The organism is Rhodovulum strictum (assembly GCF_009649175.1).
Taxonomy (GTDB): domain Bacteria; phylum Pseudomonadota; class Alphaproteobacteria; order Rhodobacterales; family Rhodobacteraceae; genus Rhodovulum; species Rhodovulum strictum.
This window is the reverse complement of the sequence record NZ_WJPO01000002.1, coordinates 174,011-199,592: the sequence shown is the minus strand read 5'-3', so window position 1 is coordinate 199,592 and position 25,582 is coordinate 174,011. Positions and strand designations below refer to the sequence as shown.

Annotated in this window: 23 protein-coding genes; 16 read left to right on the top strand and 7 right to left on the bottom strand. The window is 67.2% G+C overall.

Translation table 11 applies throughout. The annotated features are described in order from the left end of the window. Window positions 1-11: 11 nt before the first annotated feature. Genes mnmG through GH815_RS02630 form a run of 4 tightly spaced genes read left to right on the top strand, consistent with a single transcriptional unit; the run spans window position 12 to window position 4,227 of the window. On the top strand, window positions 12-1,877 hold the full coding sequence (mnmG, locus tag GH815_RS02645; protein ID WP_343030620.1) for a tRNA uridine-5-carboxymethylaminomethyl(34) synthesis enzyme MnmG: 1,866 nt from the start codon (window positions 12-14) through the stop codon (window positions 1,875-1,877). Beyond that, the gene (gene rsmG / locus GH815_RS02640) at window positions 1,874-2,494 is read left to right on the top strand and encodes a 16S rRNA (guanine(527)-N(7))-methyltransferase RsmG (protein WP_153747182.1); all 621 of its coding nucleotides are present in this window, start codon (window positions 1,874-1,876) and stop codon (window positions 2,492-2,494) included. Before mnmG ends, rsmG begins: the two co-directional genes overlap by 4 nt. Then, the gene (locus GH815_RS02635; protein WP_343030619.1) at window positions 2,487-3,296 is read left to right on the top strand and encodes a ParA family protein; all 810 of its coding nucleotides are present in this window, start codon (window positions 2,487-2,489) and stop codon (window positions 3,294-3,296) included. Before rsmG ends, GH815_RS02635 begins: the two co-directional genes overlap by 8 nt. Before the next feature lie 16 nt (window positions 3,297-3,312). Then, window positions 3,313-4,227: a ParB/RepB/Spo0J family partition protein gene (locus GH815_RS02630; RefSeq protein ID WP_153747181.1), complete on the top strand. Its 915-nt coding sequence runs from the start codon at window positions 3,313-3,315 to the stop codon at window positions 4,225-4,227. A gap of 6 nt (window positions 4,228-4,233) precedes the next feature. Here the strand turns inward: GH815_RS02630 and hemW are convergent, their stop codons facing one another. The 3 genes from hemW to rph are packed head-to-tail and all read right to left on the bottom strand — an operon-like array spanning window position 4,234 to window position 6,715. Next, complete coding sequence (gene hemW / locus GH815_RS02625) at window positions 4,234-5,391, bottom strand: radical SAM family heme chaperone HemW (RefSeq protein WP_343030627.1); 1,158 nt, start codon at window positions 5,389-5,391, stop codon at window positions 4,234-4,236. After that, the gene (gene rdgB / locus GH815_RS02620) at window positions 5,387-5,995 is read right to left on the bottom strand and encodes an RdgB/HAM1 family non-canonical purine NTP pyrophosphatase (RefSeq protein ID WP_153747179.1); all 609 of its coding nucleotides are present in this window, start codon (window positions 5,993-5,995) and stop codon (window positions 5,387-5,389) included. Before rdgB ends, hemW begins: the two co-directional genes overlap by 5 nt. A gap of 3 nt (window positions 5,996-5,998) precedes the next feature. Then, window positions 5,999-6,715: a ribonuclease PH gene (rph, locus tag GH815_RS02615; RefSeq protein ID WP_153747178.1), complete on the bottom strand. Its 717-nt coding sequence runs from the start codon at window positions 6,713-6,715 to the stop codon at window positions 5,999-6,001. Between the two features lie 148 nt (window positions 6,716-6,863). On the opposite strand from rph, the gene hrcA reads away from it, so the two are divergent. Together hrcA and GH815_RS02605 are read left to right on the top strand one after the other, a co-directional pair. Continuing rightward, window positions 6,864-7,904, top strand: a complete 1,041-nt coding sequence (gene hrcA / locus GH815_RS02610; RefSeq protein WP_407072161.1) for a heat-inducible transcriptional repressor HrcA — start codon at window positions 6,864-6,866, stop codon at window positions 7,902-7,904. A 3-nt stretch (window positions 7,905-7,907) separates the two neighbouring features. Then, on the top strand, window positions 7,908-8,453 hold the full coding sequence (locus GH815_RS02605; RefSeq protein ID WP_153747176.1) for a nucleotide exchange factor GrpE: 546 nt from the start codon (window positions 7,908-7,910) through the stop codon (window positions 8,451-8,453). Here the strand turns inward: GH815_RS02605 and mutS are convergent. Further along, a complete protein-coding gene (gene mutS / locus GH815_RS02600) occupies window positions 8,450-11,077 on the bottom strand; it encodes a DNA mismatch repair protein MutS (RefSeq protein ID WP_153747257.1) in 2,628 nt (875 codons plus the stop codon). The genes GH815_RS02605 and mutS overlap by 4 nt on opposite strands. Before the next feature lie 160 nt (window positions 11,078-11,237). Here mutS and GH815_RS02595 point away from each other — a divergent pair, with 160 nt between their 5' ends. From GH815_RS02595 to GH815_RS02575, 5 genes are all read left to right on the top strand, one after another. After that, window positions 11,238-13,496: an NADP-dependent malic enzyme gene (locus GH815_RS02595; RefSeq protein WP_153747175.1), complete on the top strand. Its 2,259-nt coding sequence runs from the start codon at window positions 11,238-11,240 to the stop codon at window positions 13,494-13,496. Further along, window positions 13,496-14,362 carry a ribokinase gene (locus GH815_RS02590; RefSeq protein ID WP_343030618.1) on the top strand — a complete coding sequence of 289 codons (867 nt, stop codon included), beginning with the start codon at window positions 13,496-13,498 and terminating at the stop codon, window positions 14,360-14,362. The genes GH815_RS02595 and GH815_RS02590 overlap by 1 nt, the downstream gene beginning before the upstream one ends. After that, window positions 14,363-15,109 carry a sulfotransferase-like domain-containing protein gene (locus GH815_RS02585; protein WP_153747173.1) on the top strand — a complete coding sequence of 249 codons (747 nt, stop codon included), beginning with the start codon at window positions 14,363-14,365 and terminating at the stop codon, window positions 15,107-15,109. 68 nt (window positions 15,110-15,177) lie between these two features. Beyond that, a complete protein-coding gene (locus tag GH815_RS02580) occupies window positions 15,178-15,621 on the top strand; it encodes a BLUF domain-containing protein (protein ID WP_170290278.1) in 444 nt (147 codons plus the stop codon). A gap of 170 nt (window positions 15,622-15,791) precedes the next feature. Next, entirely contained in the window at window positions 15,792-17,870 is a 2,079-nt protein-coding gene (locus tag GH815_RS02575) for a DEAD/DEAH box helicase (RefSeq protein ID WP_153747171.1), read from the top strand. 50 nt (window positions 17,871-17,920) lie between these two features. On the opposite strand, the gene GH815_RS02570 is transcribed toward GH815_RS02575, so the two are convergent. Next, entirely contained in the window at window positions 17,921-19,141 is a 1,221-nt protein-coding gene (locus GH815_RS02570; RefSeq protein WP_153747170.1) for an argininosuccinate synthase, read from the bottom strand. Window positions 19,142-19,251: 110 nt separating this feature from the next. On the opposite strand from GH815_RS02570, the gene ilvA reads away from it, so the two are divergent. Beyond that, window positions 19,252-20,499: a threonine ammonia-lyase IlvA gene (ilvA, locus tag GH815_RS02565; RefSeq protein ID WP_153747169.1), complete on the top strand. Its 1,248-nt coding sequence runs from the start codon at window positions 19,252-19,254 to the stop codon at window positions 20,497-20,499. Here ilvA and GH815_RS02560 read toward each other — a convergent pair. Beyond that, a complete protein-coding gene (locus GH815_RS02560; protein WP_153747168.1) occupies window positions 20,496-20,825 on the bottom strand; it encodes an Hpt domain-containing protein in 330 nt (109 codons plus the stop codon). The two genes, ilvA and GH815_RS02560, sit on opposite strands and share 4 nt — an antisense overlap. A gap of 163 nt (window positions 20,826-20,988) precedes the next feature. Here GH815_RS02560 and GH815_RS02555 point away from each other — a divergent pair, with 163 nt between their 5' ends. Further along, window positions 20,989-22,248, top strand: a complete 1,260-nt coding sequence (locus GH815_RS02555; protein ID WP_407072153.1) for a PP2C family protein-serine/threonine phosphatase — start codon at window positions 20,989-20,991, stop codon at window positions 22,246-22,248. Window positions 22,249-22,261: 13 nt separating this feature from the next. On the opposite strand, the gene GH815_RS02550 is transcribed toward GH815_RS02555, so the two are convergent. Beyond that, a complete protein-coding gene (locus GH815_RS02550) occupies window positions 22,262-22,708 on the bottom strand; it encodes an NUDIX hydrolase (protein WP_153747166.1) in 447 nt (148 codons plus the stop codon). 76 nt (window positions 22,709-22,784) lie between these two features. Between GH815_RS02550 and hslO the strand changes: the two genes are divergently transcribed. Genes hslO through GH815_RS02535 form a run of 3 tightly spaced genes read left to right on the top strand, consistent with a single transcriptional unit; the run spans window position 22,785 to window position 25,559 of the window. Next, on the top strand, window positions 22,785-23,786 hold the full coding sequence (gene hslO, locus GH815_RS02545) for an Hsp33 family molecular chaperone HslO (RefSeq protein ID WP_153747165.1): 1,002 nt from the start codon (window positions 22,785-22,787) through the stop codon (window positions 23,784-23,786). After that, complete coding sequence (locus GH815_RS02540) at window positions 23,773-24,375, top strand: CoA pyrophosphatase (RefSeq protein ID WP_153747164.1); 603 nt, start codon at window positions 23,773-23,775, stop codon at window positions 24,373-24,375. Before hslO ends, GH815_RS02540 begins: the two co-directional genes overlap by 14 nt. Next, a complete protein-coding gene (locus tag GH815_RS02535; protein ID WP_343030626.1) occupies window positions 24,375-25,559 on the top strand; it encodes a CCA tRNA nucleotidyltransferase in 1,185 nt (394 codons plus the stop codon). The genes GH815_RS02540 and GH815_RS02535 overlap by 1 nt, the downstream gene beginning before the upstream one ends. The last annotated feature ends 23 nt before the right edge of the window (window positions 25,560-25,582 follow it).

The following is a 25,582-nucleotide window of genomic DNA, read 5'->3' as shown; positions in this document are numbered from 1 at the left end:
GAGTGTTTCACGTGAAACATCGCGACTTTGATGTTGTCGTGGTGGGCGGCGGCCATGCAGGGGCCGAGGCCGCGCACGCCGCCGCGCGCCTTGGCGTCCGCGTCGCGCTGATCACGTTGCGGCGGGATGCAATCGGCGTGATGTCCTGCAACCCGGCCATCGGCGGGCTGGGCAAGGGCCATCTGGTGCGCGAGGTCGATGCGCTGGATGGCGTCATGGGGCAGGCGACGGATCGGGCGGGCATCCAGTTTCGGCTGTTGAACCGGCGCAAGGGCCCCGCCGTGCAGGGGCCGCGCGCCCAGGCCGACCGCCGCGCCTATCGCGAAGCGGTTCAGGCGGCGCTGGCGACGGTTCCCAATCTGACGATCATCGAGGCCGAAGTGGCCGACCTGATCGAGACCGCCGGGCAGATCACCGGCCTGCGGCTCTCCGATGGAGCCGAGATTGCCGCCGGTGCCGTGGTGCTGACCGCCGGTACCTTCCTGCGCGGGGTGATCCATATCGGCGACCGGCAATTCCCCGGGGGCCGGATGGGCGACCGGCCGTCCGTGGCGCTGGCCGAGCGGATCGACGGATTCGGCCTTCCGCTGGGTCGGCTCAAGACCGGCACGCCGCCGCGCCTGGATGGCCGCACCATCGACTGGGACCGGCTGGAGCGTCAGCCCGGCGACGACGACCCCGTTCTTTTCTCGTTTCTTTCCAATGGCCTGCACCTTCCGCAGATCGCCTGCGGGATCACCCACACCAATCCCGCGACGCACGAGATCATCCGCCAGAACCTGTCGCGCTCGGCGATGTATGGCGGGCATATCGAAGGCGTCGGGCCGCGCTATTGCCCCTCGATCGAGGACAAGATCGTGCGATTCGCCGACAAGGACTCGCACCAGATCTTCCTCGAACCCGAGGGGCTGGATGATCCGACCGTGTATCCCAACGGCATCTCGACCTCGTTGCCCGAGGAGGTGCAGCATGCCTATGTGCGGTCGATCACCGGCCTTGAGAATGTCGCGATCCTGCAACCCGGCTACGCGATCGAATATGATTACGTCGATCCCCGCGCGCTGCGCAGCACGCTGGAATTGCGCGATGTGCCGGGCCTGTTCCTTGCCGGGCAGATCAACGGCACCACGGGCTATGAAGAGGCTGCCGCGCAGGGGCTGGTTGCCGGGCTGAACGCGGCGCTTCAGGTGCGCGGCGAGGGGCCTGCGCAATTCACCCGCACGAGCAGCTATATCGGCGTGATGATCGACGATCTTGTAACTCGGGGCGTCAGCGAACCCTACAGGATGTTCACCTCGCGCGCCGAGTTCCGCCTGTCGCTGCGGGCCGACAACGCGGATCAGCGCCTGACCTCGATGGGGCTGGACCTTGGCTGCGTCGGGACAGAGCGCGCGCGGGTGTTCGCCGACAAGATGGACCGGATGGCCCGGGCCCGGGCGCGGCTGGACGCCATGTCCCTGACTCCGCGCGAGATTTCGGCAGCCGGGATCAGGGTGAACGCCGATGGCACCCGGCGCAGCGGCTTTGACCTGCTGGCCTTTCCCGACGTGACTTTCCCCGATCTTGTGCCGCTTGACCCTCATCTGGCCGAGGTCGACCCGGAGGTTTCCGCCCAGCTCGAACGCGACGCGCTTTATGCGAATTACATTCGTCGGCAGGAACAGGATGTGCAGGCGATGCGCCGGGACGAGGCGCAGGCTTTGCCGGCGGATTTCCCCTATGCGCGAATCGAGGGGTTGTCGAACGAGTTGAAAGCCAAGCTCGCCGCCGCGCGCCCGGAAACGTTGGCGCAGGCCGCGCGAATCGAGGGCATGACGCCCGCGGCCCTGACGCTGATCCTTGCCCGGCTGCGGCAGGCCGAGCGGCGCCTGGCATGACGTCTTCGACCGGGGTATTTGCGGATGTTTCACGTGAAACATCCGAGCGTCTTGCGGGCTTCGCGGCGCTGCTGCGAAAGTGGAATCCCGTGATCAATCTGGTTGCGCGCTCGACTCTCGACGCGCTTGAGGAGCGACATCTCGTTGATTCCGCGCAACTTTTCCAGCATTTGCCGCCGTCCGCCCGGCGCTGGGCCGATCTGGGCAGCGGCGGCGGTTTTCCGGGTCTGGTCATCGCCATTCTGGCCGCCGAACAAGCGCCGGATCTGACGGTCGAGCTGATCGAAAGCGACCAGCGCAAGGCCACCTTCCTGCGCACGGCCGCACGGGAGCTTGGTCTCGGCAATGTCACCGTGCTTGCCGAGCGAATCGAATCGCTGCCGCCGCGGCACGCCGATGTGATCTCGGCCCGCGCGCTCGCGCCGCTGACCGAGCTTCTGGACCATGCGGAACGCCATCTTGCCGAAGACGGCATCGCACTTTTCCCCAAGGGCGCCCGGCATGGCGAAGAACTGGACGCGGCGCTTGCATCCTGGCGGTTCGACGTTCAGAAGATTCCCAGCACGACCGACCCCCAGGCCGTCATCCTGAAAATCGGAGGCATCGCCCGTGTCTGACCCCACGCGACCCAAAGGCCCGAAGATCATCGCCGTGGCCAACCAGAAGGGCGGCGTCGGCAAGACCACGACCGCGATCAACCTGGCCGCCGCCCTGGTCGAGGAGGGGCGCAAGGTTCTGATCGTCGATATCGACCCCCAGGGCAATGCCTCGACCGGGCTGGGGATCGAGGCCGAACGGCGGACGCGCACCACCTATGACCTGCTGCTGGAAGAAGCGCCGCTGAACGAGATCGTGCTTGAGACCAGCATCGACGGGCTGCTGATCGCCCCCGGAACGACCGATCTCAGCTCGGCCGATATCGAGATGGTCTCGAACGAAAAGCGCAGTTTCCTGCTGCATGACGCGCTGCGCCAGCCCGCGATCGACGCGTTCGGGTTGGATTTCGTGCTGATCGACTGCCCGCCCTCGCTGAACCTGCTGACCGTCAACGCGATGGTCGCGGCTCATTCGGTGCTGGTGCCGCTGCAAAGCGAGTTCTTTGCGCTTGAGGGGTTGTCGCAACTGATGCTGACGATTCGCGAGCTTCGCCAGACCGCCAACCCCGCGCTGCGAATCGAGGGCGTGGTGTTGACGATGACCGACCGGCGCAACAACCTGTCCCAGCAGGTCGAGAATGATGCGCGTGCCTATCTGGGCGAGCTGGTGTTCCAGACCGTCATTCCGCGCAACGTTCGGGTCAGCGAGGCACCGTCCTATGCGATGCCGGTGCTGGACTACGATCCGATGTCGAAAGGCGCCCAGGCGTATCGGGCCTTGGCACGCGAGATGTTGGGATCTAAACCTGCCATGACCGCATGATGTTGGGAGGATGCCGATGACCCTGAAGAACACGGGCAAGCGTGGCCTCGGCCGGGGGCTATCGGCGCTGATGGCGGATGTGCAGATCGAATCGGTCCCCGAGCGGGGGGAGGCGCCGCGCGGAAAGCCCGACCAGATCGTGACGCTCGACCTGCTGGAGCCGAATCCCGATCAGCCGCGGCGGCAATTCTCGGACGAGGCGTTGCAGGAACTGGCGGCCTCGATTCGCGAAAAGGGCGTGATTCAGCCGCTTATCGTCCGGCCCAGCAAGCGGACCGAGGGGCGATTCGAGATCGTGGCGGGCGAACGGCGCTGGCGGGCCTGCCAGATGGCGCAGACCCACGAGGTTCCGGTGATCGTGCGCGATCTCGACGATATCGAGGTGCTGGAAATCGCGATCATCGAGAACATCCAGCGCGCGGATCTGAACGCCGTCGAAGAGGCGATGGGCTATCGGCAGTTGATGGATCGGTTCGGCCACACCCAGGACAAGGTGGCCGAGGCATTGGGCAAGAGCCGCAGCCATATCGCCAACCTGTTGCGGCTGCTGCAACTGCCCGACGAGGTTCTGGACCATGTGCGGCAGGGGCGGTTGAGCGCGGGTCATGCGCGGGCGCTGATCACGACCGAGGATCCGGCGCGGATGGCGCGCGAGGTGATCGCCGGCGCGATGTCGGTACGCGAGACCGAGAAGCTGGCGAAACGCGCGACCGAACCGCGCGCTGCGCCGCGCAAGGCGGGCGGCGCGGCGGAAAAGGATGCCGATACTCGCGCGCTGGAACAGGATCTGTCGGCCAATCTGGGGATGAAGGTGTCCATCGAGCATTCCGCCGACGGATCGGGGCGGCTGGTGATCGGCTATCGCAATCTCGACGATCTGGACCGGCTTTGCGGGGCGCTGAGTTCGGCGCGCGGAAGCGATTTCGAATAGGGCAGGTCAGTCGGGCAGAAGATCGCGGATCACCGCGTTCAGCACCGCTCGCCCGGCATCGGTGGCGCGCAGAATGTCACCGTCGCGGCGGATCAGCCCAAGCCCTTCCATCTCCGCAATCGCCCCGCGATCCAGGTGCCGCCCGGCAAGGTGCTGATAGCGCACAAGGGATAGCCCCTCTGTCAGCCGCAACCCCATCATGAGGTATTCGGTTGCCTGTTCCTGCGGCGAAAGCGCGGTCCGCGCCGCCTCGCCATTTCCGTCGCGGGCAACCCGCGCCAGCCAGTCCGTGGGGGATAACGGCGTTTCTGTCGCAAGGCGCCGCCCGCCCAGCGTCAGCCGCCCATGCGCGCCGGGGCCGATCCCGGCATAATCGCCATAGCGCCAATAGATCAGGTTGTGCCGCGATTCCGCGCCGGGGCGGGCGTGGTTCGACACCTCATAGGCGGGCATCCCGGCGGCGGCGCAGATCTCCTGCGTTGCCAGATACATGTCGGCGGCGCGGTCGTCATCCGGCAGGCCGCGCAATCCGCCCCGTGCATGGCGGTCGCCAAAGGCAGTGCCGGGCTCGATGGTCAGTTGATAAAGCGACAGGTGATCGACTGCCATCGCCAGCGCCTGACCAAGTTCGGCCTGCCAATCGGCCAGCGACTGGTCCTGCCTTGCATAGATCAGGTCGAAACTGACCCGCTCGAAGGTATTGCGCGCGATGTCGAATGCGGCGCGCGCCTCGGCGGCGGAATGCAGGCGGCCCAGGCGGCGCAGGTCGGCATCGTTCAGCGCCTGAACGCCCAGCGAAACCCGTGTCACGCCCGCATCGCGATAGCCGGCGAAGCGGCCCGCCTCGACCGAACCTGGATTGGCCTCCAGCGTCACTTCCATGTCGTTCGCGCAGGGCCATGTCGCGCGCACGGTTTCCAGGATCGCGGCCACCAGATCCGGCGCCATCAGGCTGGGCGTGCCGCCGCCGAAAAAGACACTGTTCAGGCTGCGCGGGCCTGTTTCTGCGCCGATGCGGCGGATTTCGGACAGGTAGGCGCGCTGCCATGCGCCCATGTCGATGCTGGCCGCGACATGGGAATTGAAGTCGCAATAGGGGCATTTCGACAGGCAGAACGGCCAGTGGACGTAAAGCCCGAAACCGCCTGCCTGCCAGTCCTCAATCGCCAATGGCCTGCACCAGCTTTTCAAAGGCGCGGCCGCGATGGCTGATCCGGTTCTTTTCCCAGCGGTCCATCTGGGCAAACGTCACGTCGAACCCGTCCGGCTGAAAGATCGGGTCATAGCCGTGGCCCTGATCGCCGCGGCCCGGCCAGACGATGCGGCCGGGGACTTCGCCCACGAATACCTCGTCATGCCCGTCGGGCCAGGCGAGGACGAAGGTACAGGAAAACCGCGCGGAGTAGGGCGCTGGCGTCCCGGTTGCCTGAAGCTCGCGCCAGACCCGTTCCATCGCCATCCCGAAGTCGCGACCAGACCCTGTTTCGGCCCAATCCGCCGTATGCACCCCCGGCGCACCGCCCAGCGCATCGACCGACAGCCCGCTGTCGTCGGCCAGGGCGGGCAGGGCGGTTGCCCTGGCGGCGGCATGGGCCTTGATCCGGGCATTGCCGACGAAACTGTCCTCGGTCTCGTCGGGTTCGGGCAGGGACATCTCGGCCGCGCCGACCACGGAAATGCCGTGCGGCGCCAGCAGATGCGCGATTTCGTCCAGCTTGCCCCGGTTATGGGTCGCCACCAGAAGCCGGTCGCCCGTGAAGCGGCGCATCGCTCAGCCCCCGATCGCGGCCCTTTGCGCCGCCACCAGATCGGCAACGCCGCGTTCGGCCAGACCCAGCAGTTTTTCCATCTGCTCGCGCGAGAAGGTGGCACCCTCGGCCGACATCTGCACCTCGATCAGCCGGCCCGAGCCGGTCATCACGAAATTCCCGTCAACGCCCGCCTCGCTGTCCTCGGGATAGTCCAGATCCAGCACCGGTTGCCCGGCATAGATCCCGCAGGACACCGCCGCGACCGGATCGGTCATCGGGTCCGAGATGACCTCGCCGGTCTTCATCAGCTTGTTCACCGCCAGCCGCAGCGCGACCCAGCCGCCGGTGATCGCCGCGCAGCGGGTGCCGCCATCGGCCTGGATCACATCGCAATCGACGGTGATCTGCCGCTCGCCCAGCGCCACGCGGTCTACGCCCGCCCGCAGGCTGCGCCCGATCAGCCGCTGGATTTCGACGGTGCGCCCGCCTTGCTTGCCCGCCGATGCCTCGCGCCGCATCCGGGTCGTGGTCGCGCGCGGCAGCATCCCGTATTCCGCCGTCACCCAGCCAAGGCCCGAATTCTTCAGAAACGGCGGCACACGCTCTTCCAGCGAGGCGGTGCACAGGACATGGGTATCGCCGATCCGGATCAGGCACGAGCCTTCGGCATGTTTCGTCACCCCGGTCTCGATTGAAACGGGGCGCATTTCGCTTACATCACGGCCAGACGGGCGCATGGGATGTCCTTTCATCGGTTTGGCGCCTAGCTCACATGAGAGGGGCCTTGATGCAAGCCCGATTGACGCCGAGCCGACCTGTCCTGTAATTGCTCCGCCCCGCAGGAGATCTGCCGAATTGACCCAAACCCAGAGCCTGTTCGACGAGATGAACGACCGCTCGCGCGAGGTGTTCCGCCGGGTGGTCGAGGGCTATCTGGAAACCGGCGATCCGGTCGGCTCGCGCACGCTGACCCGAACCATGACCGAAAAGGTCAGCGCGGCCACCATCCGCAACGTGATGCAGGATCTGGAATTCCTGGGCCTGCTGGACAGCCCGCATGTCTCGGCCGGGCGGGTGCCGACGCAGCTTGGCCTGCGCATGTTCGTCGATGGCCTGCTGGAAATGCGCGAGCTCGAGACCGAGGACCGAGAAAAGATCGACGCGACGCTGGGCAGCAATGAACGCGATGTCGGCGTGATGCTGGACCGGATCGGGGCGGCGCTGTCGGGTGTGACGCGGGGGGCCTCGCTTGTTCTGGCGCCCAAGCACGAGGCGCCGATCAAGCATATCGAGTTCGTCAGCCTTGCCCCGGACCGCGCCCTGACGGTTCTGGTCTTTGCCGATGGCCATGTCGAGAACCGCATCTTCCAGCCCGCGCCGGGTCAGACGCCCTCCTCCATGCGCGAGGCGGCGAATTTCCTGAACGCCCTGGCTGCGGGCAAGACGCTCAGCGAATTGCGCGAGGTGATGCAGGTCGAGATCGCGCGTCGCCGCCGCGAGCTGAACGAACTGGCCCGCACCATGGTCGAGGCCGGGCTGGCCGTCTGGGAGAATGCGGGCGAGCCGCATGAGCGGCTGATCGTGCGCGGCCGGGCGAACCTGCTGGCCGACAGCGCCGAGGCCGAGGAACTGGACCGCATCCGCACGCTGTTCGACGATCTGGAACGCAAGCGCGACATCATCGAGTTCCTGCACCTCGCCGAAGAAGGCGAGGGCGTGCGCATCTTCATCGGATCCGAAAACAAGCTTTTTTCACTTTCGGGTTCCTCTCTGGTTGTCTCTCCATATATGAACGCTGACCGGAAGATCATCGGCGCCGTTGGCGTGATCGGGCCGACCCGGCTGAACTACGGGCGGATCGTGCCCATCGTGGATTATACGGCACAGCTGGTCGGAAAGCTGATTTCCGATCGGGGCAAGGGATAAGGCATGGCTGAAGCAGAGAAGACCGAAATCGAGATCGACGAGACCCCCGAGAGCGGCGCGGCCGGGACGCTGTCGCCCGAGGCCGAGATCGAGGCCCTGCGCGCCGAGCGCGACGAGTTGCGCGACCGCTTCATGCGCGCCTTGGCGGATGCCGAGAATTCGCGCAAGCGTGCCGACCGCGACCGGCGCGAGGCCGAGAATTACGGGGGCGCCAAGTTCGCCCGCGACATCCTGCCGGTCTATGACCACCTGTCGCGCGCGCTGGATATCGTGACCGAGGAACAGCGCGAGGCGCAGAAGGCTTTCCTTGAAGGGGTCGAACTGACGCTGCGCGAGCTTTCGAACGTGTTTTCCAAGCACGGGATCGAGCGTATCGCGCCCGAACCCGGCGACATGTTCGACCCGCAGCAGCATCAGGCCATGTTCGAGGCGCCGGTGCCGGGCACAAAGGCGGGCGAGATCATTCAGGTGATGACCGTCGGCTTCATGCTGCATGACCGGCTGTTGCGTCCGGCGCAGGTCGGCGTGTCCTCTACGCCCGCGTCCTAATCGCCGCGGGCCAGCGCCTTCAGTTCGTAGATCAGCTCCAGCGCCTGTTTCGGTGTCAGCTCGTCGGGATGTACCCCGGCGAGCTTTTCTTCGAGGGGCGAGGGGCCTTTCGGGGCAGCAGCGGGTGGCGCGCTGCGCATGGCCGAGAACAGCGGCAGATCGTCGATCAGCGCCTTCTGCGGCCGCCCGCCCTCCCGCTCGCCGCGTTCCAGCGTGTCCAGCACGGTGCGGGCGCGCTCGATCACGGCTTCGGGCAGCCCGGCCAGGCGCGCGACCTGCACGCCATAGGACCGGTCCGCCGCGCCCTTGCGGACCTCGTGCAGGAAGATCACATCCCCCTGCCATTCCTTGACCGCCACGGTCGCATTCTCGACCCCGGCCAGCCGATGCGCCAGCGCGGTCAGTTCATGGTAATGCGTCGCGAAAAGCGCGCGGCAGCGGTTCGCGTCATGCAGATGTTCCAGCGTGGCCCAGGCGATCGACAGCCCGTCCCAGGTCGCGGTGCCGCGGCCGATCTCGTCCAGGATCACCAGCGCGCGGTCATCGGCCTGGTTCAGGATCGCCGCGGTTTCCACCATCTCGACCATGAAGGTCGACCGCCCCCGCGCCAGATCGTCCGAGGCGCCCACCCGGCTGAACAGTTGCGAGACAAGCCCGATATGGGCGCGCACGGCAGGGACGAAACTGCCCGCCTGCGCCAACAGGGCGATCAGTGCGTTCTGGCGCAGGAAGGTCGATTTCCCCGCCATGTTCGGCCCGGTCAGCAGCCAGATCGCCGCGCCCCCCGCGCCGTCCGAAAGCGCGCAATCATTGGCCACGAAGGGCGCACCGCCCTGACGGCGCAGGGCACGTTCCACGACCGGATGGCGCCCGCCCGCGATCTCGAAGGCGCGGCTGTCGTCCACCTTGGGCTCGCACCAGTCCTCGCCCCGGGCAAGATCGGCCAGCGCCGCCGCAAGGTCGATCTCGGCCAGCGCTGCGGCGGCCTGACCGACGGGCCCGGCCTTGGCCAGAATGGCGGCTTTCAGGCCGTCATAGAGCCTTTTCTCGATCTCCAGCGCCCGGTTGCCCGAATTCAGGATCCGCGTTTCCAGTTCGGACAGCGCGACCGTCGTGAAACGCACCGCGTTCGCCGTGGTCTGGCGGTGGATGAAACGGTCCGACAGGGGCGGCGACAGCATCCGCTCGGCATGGGTGGCGGTCACCTCGATGAAATAGCCCAGCACATTGTTGTGCCGGACCTTCAGCGATCCGATGCCGGTTTCGCGTACGAAATCGGCCTGCATCGCCGCGATCACCCCGCGTCCCTCGTCGCGCAGCCGGCGCGCGTCGTCCAGTTCGGCATCATGGCCGGGCGCGATGAAGCCCCCATCGCGGGCCAGCAGCGGCGGTTCGGCGACAAGCGCTGCGTCCAGCAGATCGTGCAGCGCGTCATGGCCCAGAAGCGCCGCCCGCGCCCCGGCCAGCAACCCCGGCAGCTCCCCTGACAGGTGCCCGGCCACCGCCCCGGCCTGGGCCAACCCGTTGCGGATCGCCGCCAGATCGCGCGGGCCGCCCCGGTCCAGCGCAAGGCGCGACAGCGCGCGGTCCATGTCGGGACATTTCCGCAGCGCATCGCGCAGCGCATTGCAAAGCCCCGCATCATCGACCAGCGCCCGCAGCGCCGCCAGCCGGGCGTGGATCGTCGTCAGATCGCGCGAGGGGCTGGAAATGCGGCGTTCCAGCAGCCGCGCGCCGGGGGCGGTCACGGTGCGGTCGATGGCGTGCAGCAGGCTGCCGTCGCGCCCGCCCGACAGGCTGGCCGTCAGTTCCAGGTTGCGCCGCGTCGCCGCGTCGATCTGGACGCTGCCGCCCGCGGTTTCACGCACCGGCGGGCGCAGCAGGGGCAGCTTGCCCTTTTGCGTGATCTCCAGATAGTCGACCAGCGCCCCCATCGCCGACAATTCGGCCCGGCCAAAGCTGCCAAAGCCGTCCAGCGTATCCACCCCGAACAGCGCCGCCAGCCGCTTTTCGGCCGACATGCTGTCAAAGCTCGCGCGTGAGAGCGGCGTCAGCGCGGCGCCGGATTCAGTCACTATCTCGGCCCAACCCGGCTCGAACGGATCGCTCAACAGCACCTCGCGGGGGGCCAGCCGGGCCAGTTCCGGACCCAACCGGACAGGGGGGCAGTCCGTCACCCGGAAGGCGCCGGTCGAGATGTCCACCCAAGCCAGCGCGCCCGCATCGCGCACCCCGGCAAAGGCGGCAAGAAAGTTGTGCCGCCGCGCTTCCAGCAGCGACTCTTCGGTCAGCGTGCCGGGCGTGACCAGCCGCACCACGTCGCGTTTCACGACGGCCTTGGACCCTCGCTTCTTCGCCTCGGCCGGATCCTCCAGTTGCTCGCAGACCGCCACGCGAAACCCCTTGCGGATCAGTGTCAGCAGGTAGTTTTCCGACGAATGGACCGGCACCCCGCACATCGGGATATCCTGTCCCTGATGCTTGCCGCGTTTGGTCAGCGCGATATCCAGCGCCTCGGCCGCGGCCACGGCATCGTCAAAGAACATCTCGTAGAAATCGCCCATCCGGTAGAACAGCAGCGCCCCGGGATGGGCGGCCTTGATTTCCAGATATTGCGCCATCATCGGCGTGACGGTTTCGGCCTCTGCGCTCACCTTGTCCCCCGGTCTGTCGAACCCGGACCTTACAAACCCCGCCCCCGCCACGAAAGCCGGAAAACCTCGTCTATTGAGACGCGGCCCGCAGAGGGATAAGAGGCAGAACCAGCAGGAGGAGACGCCCGGAATGGCCGAGAAGTCGAAGATCACCCCCGAAGAGGCGCTGAGCTACCATATCGAGCCCGTTCCGGGAAAATACGAGATCGTGGCCACCAAGCCGATGACCACGCAGCGCGATCTGAGCCTGGCCTATTCCCCCGGCGTCGCGGTGCCGGTGCAGGCGATCGCGGACGCGCCCGGAACCGCCTATGACTACACCACCAAGGGCAACATGGTGGCGGTGATCTCGAACGGGACGGCGATCCTTGGCATGGGCAATCTGGGCGCGCTGGCCGCCAAGCCCGTGATGGAGGGCAAGGCGGTCCTGTTCAAGCGGTTCGCCGACGTGAACGCCATCGACATCGAACTGGACAGCGAAGACCCCGAGGAACTGATCCGCGCCATCAAGCTGATGGGGCCGACCTTTGGCGGGATCAACCTCGAGGATATCAAGGCGCCGGAATGCTTCATCATCGAGCAGCGGCTCAAGGAAGAGATGGATATCCCCGTCTTCCATGACGACCAGCATGGAACGGCGGTGATCTGTGCGGCGGGGCTGATCAACGCGCTGCACCTGACCGGCAAGAAGCTGGAAGACTGCAAGATCGTGCTGAACGGGGCAGGTGCGGCCGGGATCGCCTGTCTGGAACTGATCAAGGCGATGGGGGCCAGGCACGACAACTGCATCGCCTGCGACACCAAGGGCGTGATCTGGCAGGGCCGCACCGAGGGCATGAACCAGTGGAAATCGGCCCATGCCGCCCGCACCGAGGCCCGCACGCTGGAAGAGGCGATGGTGGGCGCCGATGTCTTCCTGGGCGTCAGCGTCAAGGGTGCGGTCACGCCCGAGATGCTGGCCGCGATGGCCGACAACCCGGTGATCTTCGCCATGGCGAACCCCGATCCCGAGATCACGCCCGAAGAGGCGCACGCGATCCGGCCCGATGCCATCGTGGCCACAGGGCGGTCCGACTATCCCAACCAGGTGAACAACGTCCTGGGCTTTCCCTATCTTTTCCGCGGTGCGCTGGACATCCATGCCCGCGCCATCAATGACGAGATGAAGATCGCCTGCGCCGAGGCGCTGGCAGAACTCGCCCGCGAGGATGTGCCCGACGAGGTTGCCATGGCCTATGGCAAGAAGCTCAGCTTTGGCCGCGACTACATCATCCCGACGCCTTTCGATCCGCGGCTGATCTACACCATCCCGCCTGCGGTGGCCCGTGCGGGTATGGATACCGGCGCCGCGCGGCGGCCGATCGTGGACATGGACGCCTATCGCCACAACCTCAAGGCGCGGATGGATCCGACCGCGTCGGTGCTGTCGGGCATCGCAGCACGGGCCAAGGCGGCGCAGGCGCGGATGATCTTTGCCGAGGGCGATGACGAGCGCGTGCTGCGCGCCGCCGTCAGCTATCAGCGCGCGGGCTATGGCAAGGCGCTGGTCGTGGGCCGCGAAAGCGATGTGAAGGAAAAGCTGGAACAGGCCGGGCTGGGTGACGCCTATCGCGAGCTTGAGATCGTGAACGCCGCCAATACCCGCCACCTGGAGGCCTATCGTTCGTTCCTGTACCAGCGGCTGCAACGCAAGGGTTTCGACGTTCACGACATCAACAGGCTGGCCCAGCGCGACCGGCACGTGTTCTCGGCGCTGATGCTGGCGCATGGCCATGGCGATGCGCTGGTCACGGGCGCGACGCGGAAATCGGCCCATGTGCTGAACCTCATCAACCATGTCTTCGACGCAAGGGCCGAGGATGGTGCGGTCGGCGTGACCGCGCTGTTGAACAAGGGCAAGATCGTCTTCGTCGCCGATACGCTGGTGCATGAATGGCCCGAGGAAGAGGAACTGGCCACCATCGCCGAACGCGCCGTCGGGGTCGCTCGCAGCCTGGGGCTGGAGCCGCGCGTGGCCTTCCTGTCCTTCTCGACCTTTGGCTATCCGGTGTCGGAACGGGCGACCAAGATGCACCTTGCGGCGCGGGTTCTGGACCGGCGCGGGGTGGATTTCGAGTATGATGGCGAGATGACCGTGGATGTCGCGCTGAACCCGGCGGCGATGGCGAAATACCCGTTCTGCCGTCTTTCCGGCCCGGCCAATATCCTGGTCGTGCCCGCGCGGCATTCGGCCTCGATCTCGGTCAAGCTGATGCAGGAAATGGCGGGGGCCACGGTGATCGGCCCGATCCTTGCGGGTGTCGACAAGCCGATCCAGATCTGTTCGACCGGCTCGACGGTGAACGACATCCTGAACATGGCGCTGCTGGCGGCCTGCGAGGTCGGCTAGTGACACTCTATTGCCTGGGCTCGATCAATGCGGACCATGTCTATGCGGTCCCGCATCTGCCCGCGCCCGGCGAAACCCTTGCCGCCACCGGCCTGACGCGCGGGCTGGGCGGCAAGGGCGCGAACCAGTCCGTCGCCGCAGCACGGGCGGGCGCTCGGGTGGTCCATATCGGCGCGGTCGGCGCGGATGGCGGCTGGGCGGTGCAGCGGCTGGCGGGCTTCGGGGTCGAAACGGATCACATCGCGACCTGCGATGCGCCGACGGGCCATGCGATCATCAATGTTGCACCCGATGGCGAGAATGCCATCGTGATCCTGCCCGGCGCGAACATCTGTCAGGATCCGGACCGGATCGCCGCCGCGCTGGCAGGCGCGGGGCCGGGCGACACGCTGTTGCTTCAGAACGAGACCTCGCATCAGGCCGAGGCGGCGGCGCTTGCGTCAGCACGCGGGTTGCGCGTGATCTACTCGGCCGCGCCCTTCGCGCTTGATGCGCTGCGTGCCGTGCTGCCGCATGTCTCGCTTGTCGCCCTGAACGCGGTCGAGGCCGCGCAGATGCGCGCCGCGCTGGGCAGCGTCGGGGGGGCCGAACTGGTCGTGACCGATGGCGCCCGGGGCGCGGTCTGGCATCACGGCGGGCAAAGCCTGTCGGTTGCCGCCTTTCCGGTGGTCCCGGTCGATACCACCGGCGCGGGCGATTGTTTCATCGGGTCGCTTGCGGCAGCGCTTGACCGCGGGCTTTCGCGCCAGGACGCGCTGCGCTATGCCGCCGCCGCTGCCGCGTTGCAGGTCACCCGGCCCGGCACTGCCGATGCAATGCCCTCCCGCGCGCAGGTCGAGGCGCTGCTTGCCGGGTCGCTGCCCTAGATGCGCATCGCCATGTGGTCCGGGCCGCGCAACCTGTCGACGGCGATGATGTATGCCTTTGCCGCACGGGGCGATTGCGCGATCCGGGACGAGCCCTTTTACGCCGCCTATCTGGCGCGGACCGGGCTGGATCATCCGATGCGCGAGGCGATCATTGCGAGCGGCGAAACCGATCCTGCCCGCATCGCTGCGCGGCTGACCGGACCAGCGCCCGGGGGCAAGGCGCATTTCTACCAGAAGCACATGTGCCAGCACATGATCGAGGGGATCCCGCGCGGCTGGATGACGGGCGTCACCAATGTCTTCCTGATCCGCCACCCGGCGCGCGTTCTGGCAAGTTTTGCCGACAAGTACCGGAGCCCGACCCTTGCCGATCTGGGCTTCGTCCAGCAGGCCGAGCTGTTCGATCAGGTTGCCGCGGCGACAGGTGCCGCCCCGCTGGTGATCGACAGCGCTGATATCCGCACCAACCCCGAGGCCATGCTGCACCGGCTTTGCGCGGCGCTGGGCCTTGCCTTCACGCCCGCGATGCTGCGCTGGCCGCCGGGCGGGCATCCCGACGATGGCCCCTGGGCGCCGGTCTGGTATGGCGCGGTGCATCGCAGCACCGGGTTCGCCGGTCCAGAGGGGCCGCTGCCGGTGCTGCCTGACAGTCTGTCTGCCATCGCGGATGCCGCGCTGCCCCATTACCAGCGGCTGGCAAGCCATCGGCTGCTGCCCGATCCGGACATGCCCCGGCGCGGCTGAGCGGGCATCAGTCTTAACCGATGCTTAAGCCAACGCCGCTATCGCTGCAGAACCCCTTGCGGACAAAGGTGAGCAGCGCCGTGGAATTGTCCTTCGTGATCTATCGCAGCACGGCCCGCAAGGCGCTGGTCGAAACGACCGCCCTGGAAATCCTGGCCGAAAGCTTGCGCAACAATCCCAAAGAGGGGCTGACCGGCTTTCTGCATGTCGAGCGGGACTGCTTCCTGCAATATCTGGAAGGACCGCCCGGCCCGTTGCGGCGAACGCTCGTGCGTATCCAGAAGGATCGGCGCCACAAGGAATTCCTGATCCTTGCCGAAGGGTCGATCGACGAGCGGTTCTTTCCCGACTGGGACATGGGACAGATCCCGTGTGCGAATTTTCCGACCGACGGCATTCTGGCCGACAAGTCCTGGCTTCGGCCTGACCCCGATATCGACCCCTTGCCCCTGATCCGGGCATTCGCGGCCCATGCCCGGCAACAGGGCGGTTTCGATATCTCGGAAATCTGATAGGCTTTGGCTGATTGCGGCAGGTGTGCGTTCGCCCCGATGCCGCCCGTCCCGTGAACCCGCCCATTCGCAAAAGCGCAGAAAAGCCGGATGGACATGCGCCCTGCTATCCCCTAGACCGCCCGCTTTGGTGCGCCATGCCGGCGTGCCCGCCGATGGAAGTTTCCCGCATGATCCCGACCCTTTCCGAAGCCCTCGCCGAACGCGGGTTCGACACGCTGACCGAGGTCCAGCAGGCCGTGACGGCGCCAGAACTGGTTCAGGCCGATCTGCTGGTTTCGGCCCAGACCGGATCGGGCAAGACCGTGGGGTTCGGCCTTGCCATCGCGCCGACCCTGATGGGGTCCGAGGCGGCGCTGGGTCTGCCCGGTGCGCCGCTTGCGCTGGTCGTGGCGCCGACGCGGGAACTGGCCTTGCAGGTGCAGCGGGAACTGGCCTGGCTTTATGCACGGGCGGGCGCGCAGGTGGTGTCCTGCATCGGCGGCATGGATGCGCGCGATGAACGCCGGGCGCTGGAGCGCGGTGCGCATATCGTCGTGGGCACGCCGGGGCGGCTGCGCGATCACATCACCCGCGGCAGCCTGGACCTGACCGCCATCCGCGCCATCGTGCTGGACGAGGCCGACGAGATGCTGGATCTGGGCTTTCGCGAGGATCTGGAATTCATGCTGGGCGAGGCTCCGTCCGAACGGCGAACGCTGCTGTTCTCGGCCACTGTGCCGCCCGCCATCGCGGATCTGGCCAAGCAGTATCAGCGCGATGCGGTGCGCGTGACCACGCTGGGGCGCGGCACGCAGCATGCGGATATCGCCTATCAGGTGGTGCAGGTCGCCGCCGCCGATGCTGATCACGCCATCATCAACCTGTTGCGCTTTCACGATGCGCCCCGCGCCATCGTCTTTGCCAATACCCGCGCCGCGGTCGCGCGTCTGGCCGCGCGTCTGGCGAACCGCAGCCTGCCGGTGGTCAGCCTGTCGGGCGAGCTTAGCCAGGACGAACGCAGCCATGCGCTTCAGGCGATGCGCGACGGCCGGGCGCGGGTCTGCGTGGCGACCGATGTTGCGGCGCGCGGCATCGACCTGCCCAGTCTCGATCTCGTGATCCATGCCGATCTGCCCACCAATACCGAAACGCTCCTGCACCGTTCGGGCCGGACGGGGCGGGCCGGGCGCAAGGGGATCTCGGCGCTGATCGTGCCCGACAGGATCATGGCCAAGGCGTCGCGCCTGTTGAAATGGGCCAAGATCGAGGCCGAGTGGACCTTTGCCCCGACGCCGGAGGAGATCCTTGCGCTTGACGAAACCCGCCTGCTGGCCGATCCGGTCTGGCAGGCCGATCCGACCGAGGCCGAGGCCGGGTTCGTTGCGCGGCTGATCGCCGAGCATTCGCCCGAACGGATCGCGGCGGCCTGCCTGCGGCTTTACCGCTCGCGCCTGTCCGCCCCCGAGGAGGTGAACGCGCCCCAGGCCCGCACGCCCCGGGCGGAACGGGCGCCCTTTGGCCCCTCGGCCTGGGTCGAGCTGTCGATCGGACAGGACCGCCGGGCCGAGGCGCGCTGGCTCTTGCCGCTTCTGTGCCGCGCGGGGAACCTCGACAAGTCGCAGATCGGTCGGATACGGGTGCAGGCCGGAAAGACCTTTGTGGAAATCGCCGAGCCCGCGATGCCGGGTCTGCTGGCCCGTCTTGGCCCCGATGGCGTGCTGGAAGATGACATCACAGCGCGCAAGCTGGATGCAGAGCCCGAGGATCTGCGCCCGCCCCGCCCGCCGCGGCCCGAACGGCCCGAGCGTCCGCGTCTGGCGGCGAAACCGGCGGATAGCCCCAGACCGCCCCGCAAGCCGTCTGGCGATGGGCCCCGGCCCGCCCGGCCGCGCCCGGAGCGGGACAATGCGCCCGCCGCGCGCCCCCAGCGCCCGCCGAAACCCGCGCCCAAGCCTGTGGAACCCGCGCCGAAACCGGCAGCGTTCCAGCCCGCAGCAGCACCAAGGCCGAAGGATCCGGAGCAGAAATTCCCGCGCAAGCCGCGTCACGGCAAGGACAAGGCGGCATGGGCCCGGCCCAAGGACAAACCGCGTCCCGCCGGGGGCCCTGACAAGGTGGAAAGAGCGGAAAAGCCCGTCAGCAAGGGCCGTCCGGGCGCGAGCGATCCGTCCAGGCGCATGGACCGCCCGGGTGGCAAGCCGCAGCGCGGCCGCCCCTCCGGCGCCCCTCACAAGGGCGGCACCACGCCGCCCCGCCGCAAGGGTTAGGCACGACCGACACGCCCGACAGGCCGCCAAAGGCCCGTCGGGCGAGGTTTCTAGCTGCCCAGCCGCCGCTTGCGCATCGCGATCAGCCGCAGCCGCAGCGCGTTCAGCTTGATGAAGCCCTGCGCGTCCTTCTGGTCATAGGCGCCCGCGTCTTCCTCGAACGTGACGTGGCTTTCGGAATAGAGCGAGTGGTCCGACCAGCGGCCCACGGTCCGCACCGAACCCTTGTAAAGCTTCAGCCGCACGGTGCCGGTGACGTGTTCCTGCGACTTGTCGATCAGCGCCTGTAGCATCTCGCGTTCGGGGCTGAACCAGAAGCCGTTATAGATCAGCTCGGAATAACGCGGCATCAGCTCGTCCTTCAGATGCGCCGCGCCGCGATCCAGCGTGATCTGCTCGATGCCGCGATGCGCCTCCAGCAGGATCGTGCCGCCCGGCGTTTCATAGATGCCGCGCGATTTCATGCCGACAAAGCGCCCCTCGACCAGATCGAGACGGCCCACGCCATGCCGCCCGCCGATCTCGTTCAGCCGGGTCAGCAGGGCGGCGGGCGACAGCGCCTCGCCGTTGATCGCCACCGCATCGCCGCGCTCGAAGCTTACCTCGACATATTCCGGCGTATCGGGTGCCTTTTCGGGGTCGACGGTGCGCTGATAGACATAGTCGGGCGCCTCGACGGCCGGATCCTCCAGCACCTTGCCCTCGGACGAGGTGTGCAACAGGTTCGCATCGACCGAGAACGGCGCCTCGCCGCGCTTGTCCTTGGCGATCGGGATCTGGTTCTTTTCGGCGAAGTCGATCAGTTTCGTCCGGCTGGTCAGATCCCATTCCCGCCAGGGCGCGATCACCTTGATCTCGGGGTTCAGCGCATAGGCCGAAAGTTCGAACCGCACCTGGTCGTTGCCCTTGCCGGTCGCGCCATGGGCCACCGCGTCTGCCCCGGTCTCGGCTGCGATCTCGATCAGCCGCTTGGAGATCAGCGGCCGCGCGATGGACGTGCCCAGCAGGTAGAGCCCTTCGTAAAGCGCGTTCGCCCGGAACATCGGGAAGACGAAGTCGCGGACGAATTCCTCGCGCAGATCCTCGATATAGATGGCGGAGGCGCCCATCATCTCGGCCTTGGCGCGCGCCGGTTCCAGTTCCTCGCCCTGGCCCAGATCGGCGGTAAAGGTCACCACCTCGCAGCCATATTCGGTCTGGAGCCATTTCAGGATGATCGAGGTGTCGAGGCCGCCGGAATAGGCCAGGACGACTTTCTTGGGCGCGGACATGCGGAGAACTCCGTTGAGGGAAGTCCCGGCGGCGTTTATTGCGTTTCAGCCAAAGGGGCAAGGGCGGCCCGGGGCTTGCATCCGGCGGCCCTGTCGCGCCAGAGAAGGGCATGAGCGATTTCTTCACACGGGCCCGCGCTGCCGAATCGGCGCTTCGCGAGCTGTTCCCGCCGACGCCCTTGCAGGGCAATGTCCACCTGTCGGAACGCTATGGTGCCGAGATCCTGCTGAAACGCGAGGATCTGACGCCGGTGCGATCCTACAAGCTGCGGGGCGCATTCAACGCGATGCGCAAGGTTCTGGCCGCGCGGCCCGATCAGCGCGTCTTCGTCTGTGCCAGCGCGGGCAACCATGCCCAGGGCGTCGCCTTTGCCTGCCGTCATTTCGGGGTGCAGGGGGTCGTGTTCATGCCGGTCACGACGCCGCGGCAAAAGATCGACAAGACCCGCACCTTCGGCGGCGAGAATATCGAGATCCGGCTGACCGGCGATTATTTCGACGACACGCTGGCCGCCGCCCAGGCCTGGTGCGCCGAGGCGGGCGGGCATTTCCTGGCGCCCTTCGACGACGAAGACGTGATCGAGGGGCAGGCATCCGTCGCGGTGGAAATCCTGGATGCGCTGGAACGCGCGCCCGATCTGGTGATCCTGCCGGTGGGCGGTGGCGGGCTGGCCGCCGGTGTCGTCTCTGTCCTGCGCGAGGTGGCGCCTGAAACGCGCGTGAAATTCGTGGAACCGGCAGGCGGCATGTCGCTGGCCGCGGCCATGGCGGCGGGGGCGCCCGTGACGCTGCCCCGGGTCGATACCTTCGTCGATGGCGCCGCGGTTGCGCGGATCGGGACCACGACCTTCGGGGTGCTTGGGGGGATCGACGCGGCTGACGTTCTGGCCGCGCCCGAGGACCGGATCTGCACCACCATGCTCGAGATGCTGAATGTCGAGGGCATCGTTCTGGAACCCGCGGGCGCGCTGGCGGTCGATGTGCTGCCGGTGCTGGCCGATCAGATTGCGGGCAAGCGGGTGGTCTGCGTCACGTCGGGTGGGAATTTCGATTTCGAGCGGTTGCCCGAGGTCAAGGAACGCGCCCAGCGCTATTCGGGCGTGAAGAAGTATTTCATCCTGCGCCTGCCGCAGCGGCCCGGTGCGCTGCGCGATTTTCTCGACCTGCTGGGGCCGGATGACGACATCGCGCGGTTCGAATATCTCAAGAAATCGGCGCGGAACTTCGGCACGGTCCTGATCGGGATCGAGACATCGCGCGCCGAGAACTTCCCCGTGCTGTTCGCCCGGATGGGCGAGCGGGGCCTGGTGCATCGCGACATCACCGACGATGTGGTGCTGTCGGAATTCCTGATCTAGGCGACGCGCGAGCGGACCGTGGCGGACTGCATCAGCAACACGCGCGATTCGGCATAGCTGTCGAGCAGTGCGGACAGATCGACCGGCTCGCCCTGCGCCAGCCGGTGTTCCAGCCCGCGGCAGATCGCGCAGAATTCCTTGAGACCCAGATTCAGCGCCGAGCCCCGCACGAAATGCAGGTCCGCAGGCAGACAGGCGCGATCCGGCGCCTCGCGCAGCCGGTCCATGACCTCGTCCACTTCTTCGAGAAACAGATCCAGCACCTCGTCGAAGGCATCTTCGCCGACTTCGCCGCGCAGTTCCTCCACCCTGTTCCAGTCGATCATCGCACACGCCACCTCTGACAGACCCCCGCCTGCTCGGGAAAAGCTAGGGGAACGGGCTTAACGGTGGATGAGCCTCAAGGCGAAAAAAAGGTCGAAAACGATCTTTCACGGCCCGTTAAGGCGCAGGGGGCTATCCGGGTGCCAGAAAACCGCAAGGATGCCCGTGACCATCGCGATCGAACAGCCAGATACCCTGCCGGATCCGCCCTCGCGGGTGCGGCTTGTCCTGCTGGTCGATGACAGCCGCTTGCAGCGCCGTATCCTGCGCGCCTCGCTGGAACGCTGGGGCTATGCGGTCGAGGAATGCGGATCGGCCGAAGAGGCGCTGGGGATATGCGGTGACCGGCCTGTGGATCTGATCATCAGCGACTGGATGATGCCGGGCATGAACGGGCCGGAATTCTGCCGCGCCTTTCGTGCCCTGCCGCGCGACAGCTACGGCTATTTCATCCTGCTGACCTCGAAATCCGAAACCGGCGAGATGGTGCACGGGCTCGATGTCGGCGCCGACGAGTTCCTGACCAAGCCGGTCAATGCCAACGAGTTGCGCGCCCGAATCGCCTCGGGCGAACGCATCCTGCGCATGGAACACCAGTTGCGCGAACGGAACCGGCTGCTCAGTTCGACACTGGCCGAGCTGCGCGGTCTTTATGACGCCATCGACCGCGACCTGGTCGAGGCGCGCAAGTTGCAGCAATCGCTGGTGCGCGAACGCTCGCGCCGCTTTGGCGATTCGGCGGTTTCGCTGCTTCTGCGCCCCTGCGGTCATGTGGGCGGCGATCTGGTCGGGTTCTTCCCCGCGGGCGAGGGGCAGGTCGGCCTTTATTCGGTCGATGTCTCGGGCCACGGGATCAGTTCGGCGATGATCACCGCGCGCCTTGCCGGTTTGCTGTCATCGACTTCGGCCGAACAGAACCTGGCGCTGGACGAGGATGCCGACGGCACCATTCGCGTTCGCCCGCCCGAGGAGGTGGTGGAACACCTGAACCGGCTGTTCCACGAGGAACTGGAAACCGAGCATTACTTCACCATCCTGCTGGCCGTGGTCTCGCTGGACAGCGGTCTGGTGCGATTCGTGCAGGCGGGGCATCCCTATCCGGTGATCCAGCGCGCCGATGGCCGGGTCGAGCTGGTCGGTGCGGGCGGCTTGCCCGTGGGCCTGATCCCCGGCGCCAGCTTCGAGGCGGGCGAGGTGCGTCTTGCCCCCGGCGACCGCATCCTTCTGGCTTCGGACGGGATCACGGAATGTCCGTCCCCCTCGGGCGCGCAGCTTGACGACGCGGGGCTCTGCGCCCTCATGGAACGCAATGCCGCCGTGCGGGGCGAAGCCTTCCTCGAGGCGGTGATGGACGGGCTGATCGGCTTTGCCGGGCGCCCAGACCTGCCCGACGATATCTCGGCCGTGCTGTTCGAGTTCGGCTAGGCTGCGGCCGGGGCTACCGCGCAGCCCCCAGAAACCGCGCCACGAAATGCCGGTCGCCCGCATTGCCCAGCCGTTTCAGCGCCAGTTCGGGTTCCATCCAGATCGCGCTGTGCCCCGGTTCGCTGGGCTGGCCATGGGCGCGAACCGGTCGGGCCAGATAGATTGTGCAGAGCTTTTCCGCCCAGAGATCGTATTCCGGCATGTAGGTGAACCGCCGGAACGCCCCCAGCCGCCGCGTTATGTCGATGCGCCAGCCGGTTTCCTCGAACACTTCGCGATGCAGCGCCGGGATCGGCGATTCGCCCGGGTCGATGCCGCCGCCGGGCAACTGGTATTCGGGGATCGGTTCCTGCTGATGGGTGACCAGCAACGCCCCGTCGCGCACAAGCAGGGCATAGGCCCCCGGGCGCCGCCGGTAGCGTTGGCTTGCCTGTACCGCCTCGCCGAATCGCCGGATCATGCTCTCCCCCTTTGTGCTTGGGCCGCAGGCTCTATATAACGCCCCCGGGCCAAGGCCCAGAACCAGGGAAACGCCCATGTCCATCGGATCGCAGATTGCCTGGGACGATACCGTCCTGCCCTTCCAGCTTGACCGCAGCGATATTCGCGGGCGGGTCGCGCGGCTGGACGGTGTGCTGGATCAGGTTCTGGCCCAGCATCGCTATCCGCCCGAGATCGACGCGCTGGTGACCGAGGCCGTCTTGCTGACCGCCCTGATCGGCCAGACCATCAAGCTGCGCTGGAAGCTGTCCTTGCAGGTGCGCGGCGATGGCCCGGCCCGGCTGATCGCAACCGATTACTACGCCCCCACCGAGCCCGGCGCACCGGCCCGGATCCGCGCCTATGCCAGTTTCGACGCCGCGCGGCTGACCCCGGGCGTCGTGCCCTTCAGCCTGATCGGGCAGGGCTATTTCGCCATGCTGATCGACCAGGGCCGCGACATGCAGCCCTATCAGGGGATCACGCCGATTGCCGGCGGCTCGCTTTCGGCCTGTGCCGAGACCTATTTCGCCCAGTCCGAGCAATTGCCCACCCGGTTCGCGCTGGGCTTCGGCCGGGCGCGGCTGCCCGGCCAGCCCGAACGCTGGCGCGCGGGTGGCGTGATGCTGCAACTGATGCCCGCGGCCTCGATCACTGCACCGGCCGAGGGCGGCAGCGGGACGGACGGGCTGTTGCAGGCAGGCGACATCCTTGGCGGCGACGAGGCCGAGGCCTGGACCCGTGCCAACCTGCTGCTCGACACGGTCGAGGACATGGAACTGATCGGCCCCGCGGTGCAGCCGACCGAAATGCTGGTGCGGCTCTTTCACGAGGAAAGCCCCCGCGTCTTTGACGCCCAGCCGGTGCAGTTCGGCTGTACCTGTTCCGAAGACAAGGTGCGGCAAAGCCTGTCGATCTATTCGGCCAAGGATATCGGCCACATGACCACCGACGAGGGGATCGTCACCGCCGATTGCCAGTTCTGCGGCGCCCATTACGAGCTTGACCCGGCGACCCTGGGATTCGAGGCGGAACAGGGGCGCGATGCCGGGGCGTGATCCGCTTGGCACGCTGCGGGGGGCGCTGTCCCGGCCGGGCGGCGAAACCTCGGATCACGACCTGAACCCCGATTTCATAATGCCCGAGGGCCGCGTGCTGCGCCCCGCCGCCGTGCTGGTGCCGATCCTGTCCGGCCCGGCGGGGTTGCGGGTGATCCTGACCAAGCGATCTTCGCGGCTGGCGCATCACCCCGGCCAGATCGCCTTTCCCGGCGGCAAGCTCGATGCCTGCGACGATGGCCCCATCGCCGCCGCGCTTCGGGAATCGCATGAGGAAATCGGCCTGCCCCCCGATCTGGTCGAGGTGCTGGGCACGCTGCCGCCGCATGAAACCGTCACGGGGTTCACCGTGACCCCCGTTCTGGGCCATGTCAGAGACTGTTTCGACCCGCGCCCCGAGGCCGGAGAGGTGGACGAGGTGTTCAACGCGCCATTTGCCCAGGTGATGGATCCCGCGCGGTTCGTCATCCAGTCGCGGTTCTGGCACGGCCAGCGGCGGTATTATTACACCGTCCCCTACGGCCCCTATTACATCTGGGGCGCGACCGCGCGCATACTGCGGGCGCTGGCCGACCGGGTGGCGCGATGATCCGGGTGCGCGGTGAATGGTTCTTTGCCGACCATACCCAGGCGGTCTGCCACATGCTGACCGCGGCGGGCCATCAGGCGCTGTTCGTCGGGGGCTGCGTGCGCAACGCGCTGCTGGGCGTGCCGGTTTCCGATATCGACATCGCCACCGATGCGCGCCCCGAGCGGGTGATCGCCCTGGCCGAGGCGGCGGGGCTAAGGCCCGTGCCGACCGGGCTGGATCACGGCACGATCACCGTGGTCGCGGGGCATCTGCCGCATGAGGTCACGACCTTCCGCCGCGACGTGGAAACCTTCGGGCGGCATGCCGTGGTGGCCTTTGCCGATACCGCCGACGAGGATGCGCATCGCCGCGATTTCACGATGAACGCGCTTTACGCCACGCCCGCGGGCGAGGTGATCGACCCGCTGGGCGGCCTGCCCGACCTGATCGCGCGGCGGGTGCGGTTCATCGACGATGCCGATGCCCGCATCCGCGAGGATTACCTGCGCATTCTGCGCTTCTTCCGCTTTCATGCCTGGTATGGCGATGCCGATGGCGGGCTGGATGCCGACGGGCTTGCGGCCTGTGCCGCGCATGTCGACGGGCTTGCCCGCCTCTCGCGCGAACGGGTGGGGGCCGAGATCGCCAAGCTGCTTTCGGCCGCCGATCCCTGTCAAAGCGTGGCGGCCATGGCGCAGGCGGGTGTGCTGGCGCAGGTGCTGCCGGGTGCCGCGGCAAGCCTGCTGCCGGTGCTGGTGCATCACGAGGCGGCGCAGGGGCTGGCGCCCGACCCGATCCGGCGGCTTGCCGTGCTGGGCGGCGCAGATCATGCCGAGCGGTTGCGCCTGAGCAAGGCCGACGCGCGCAGGCTGGCCCGGTTACGCACCGCCATGGCCAGCCCCGACACGCCCGGCGCGCTGGCCTATCGGCTGGGCGCGGCAGAGGCGCGCGATGCGGTCCTGCTGCGCGCCGCCGCGACCGGGATGCCCCTTCCGGCCGATCTGGCGGACCGGATCGCCGAGGGTGCCGCCGCCTGCTTTCCGGTCACGGCGCGCGATCTGATGCCCGCGCTGACCGGGCCTGCGCTGGGCGCGCAGCTCGATGCGCTGGAGGCGCGCTGGATCGCGTCGGGCTTTTCGCTGAGCCGGGCAGAGCTTTTGCACCCGGAAAACGACGTTTCGGGCCGGAACAGAGACGCATAAGGCCGATTTTCGCGCCATGGTGG

Excerpts from the sequence above, each read along its gene's own strand:
- rsmG (WP_153747182.1), top strand. The coding sequence starts at position 1,874 with ATGACGTCTTCGACCGGGGTATTTGCGGATGTTTCACGTGAAACATCC.
- GH815_RS02630 (WP_153747181.1), top strand. The coding sequence starts at position 3,313 with ATGACCCTGAAGAACACGGGCAAGCGTGGCCTCGGCCGGGGGCTATCG.
- rdgB (WP_153747179.1), bottom strand. The coding sequence starts at position 5,995 with ATGCGCCGCTTCACGGGCGACCGGCTTCTGGTGGCGACCCATAACCGG.
- rph (WP_153747178.1), bottom strand. The coding sequence starts at position 6,715 with ATGCGCCCGTCTGGCCGTGATGTAAGCGAAATGCGCCCCGTTTCAATC.
- hrcA (WP_407072161.1), top strand. The coding sequence starts at position 6,864 with ATGAACGACCGCTCGCGCGAGGTGTTCCGCCGGGTGGTCGAGGGCTAT.
- GH815_RS02605 (WP_153747176.1), top strand. The coding sequence starts at position 7,908 with ATGGCTGAAGCAGAGAAGACCGAAATCGAGATCGACGAGACCCCCGAG.
- mutS (WP_153747257.1), bottom strand. The coding sequence starts at position 11,077 with ATGATGGCGCAATATCTGGAAATCAAGGCCGCCCATCCCGGGGCGCTG.
- GH815_RS02595 (WP_153747175.1), top strand. The coding sequence starts at position 11,238 with ATGGCCGAGAAGTCGAAGATCACCCCCGAAGAGGCGCTGAGCTACCAT.
- GH815_RS02585 (WP_153747173.1), top strand. The coding sequence starts at position 14,363 with ATGCGCATCGCCATGTGGTCCGGGCCGCGCAACCTGTCGACGGCGATG.
- GH815_RS02575 (WP_153747171.1), top strand. The coding sequence starts at position 15,792 with ATGATCCCGACCCTTTCCGAAGCCCTCGCCGAACGCGGGTTCGACACG.
- GH815_RS02570 (WP_153747170.1), bottom strand. The coding sequence starts at position 19,141 with ATGTCCGCGCCCAAGAAAGTCGTCCTGGCCTATTCCGGCGGCCTCGAC.
- ilvA (WP_153747169.1), top strand. The coding sequence starts at position 19,252 with ATGAGCGATTTCTTCACACGGGCCCGCGCTGCCGAATCGGCGCTTCGC.
- GH815_RS02560 (WP_153747168.1), bottom strand. The coding sequence starts at position 20,825 with ATGATCGACTGGAACAGGGTGGAGGAACTGCGCGGCGAAGTCGGCGAA.
- GH815_RS02550 (WP_153747166.1), bottom strand. The coding sequence starts at position 22,708 with ATGATCCGGCGATTCGGCGAGGCGGTACAGGCAAGCCAACGCTACCGG.
- hslO (WP_153747165.1), top strand. The coding sequence starts at position 22,785 with ATGTCCATCGGATCGCAGATTGCCTGGGACGATACCGTCCTGCCCTTC.
- GH815_RS02540 (WP_153747164.1), top strand. The coding sequence starts at position 23,773 with ATGCCGGGGCGTGATCCGCTTGGCACGCTGCGGGGGGCGCTGTCCCGG.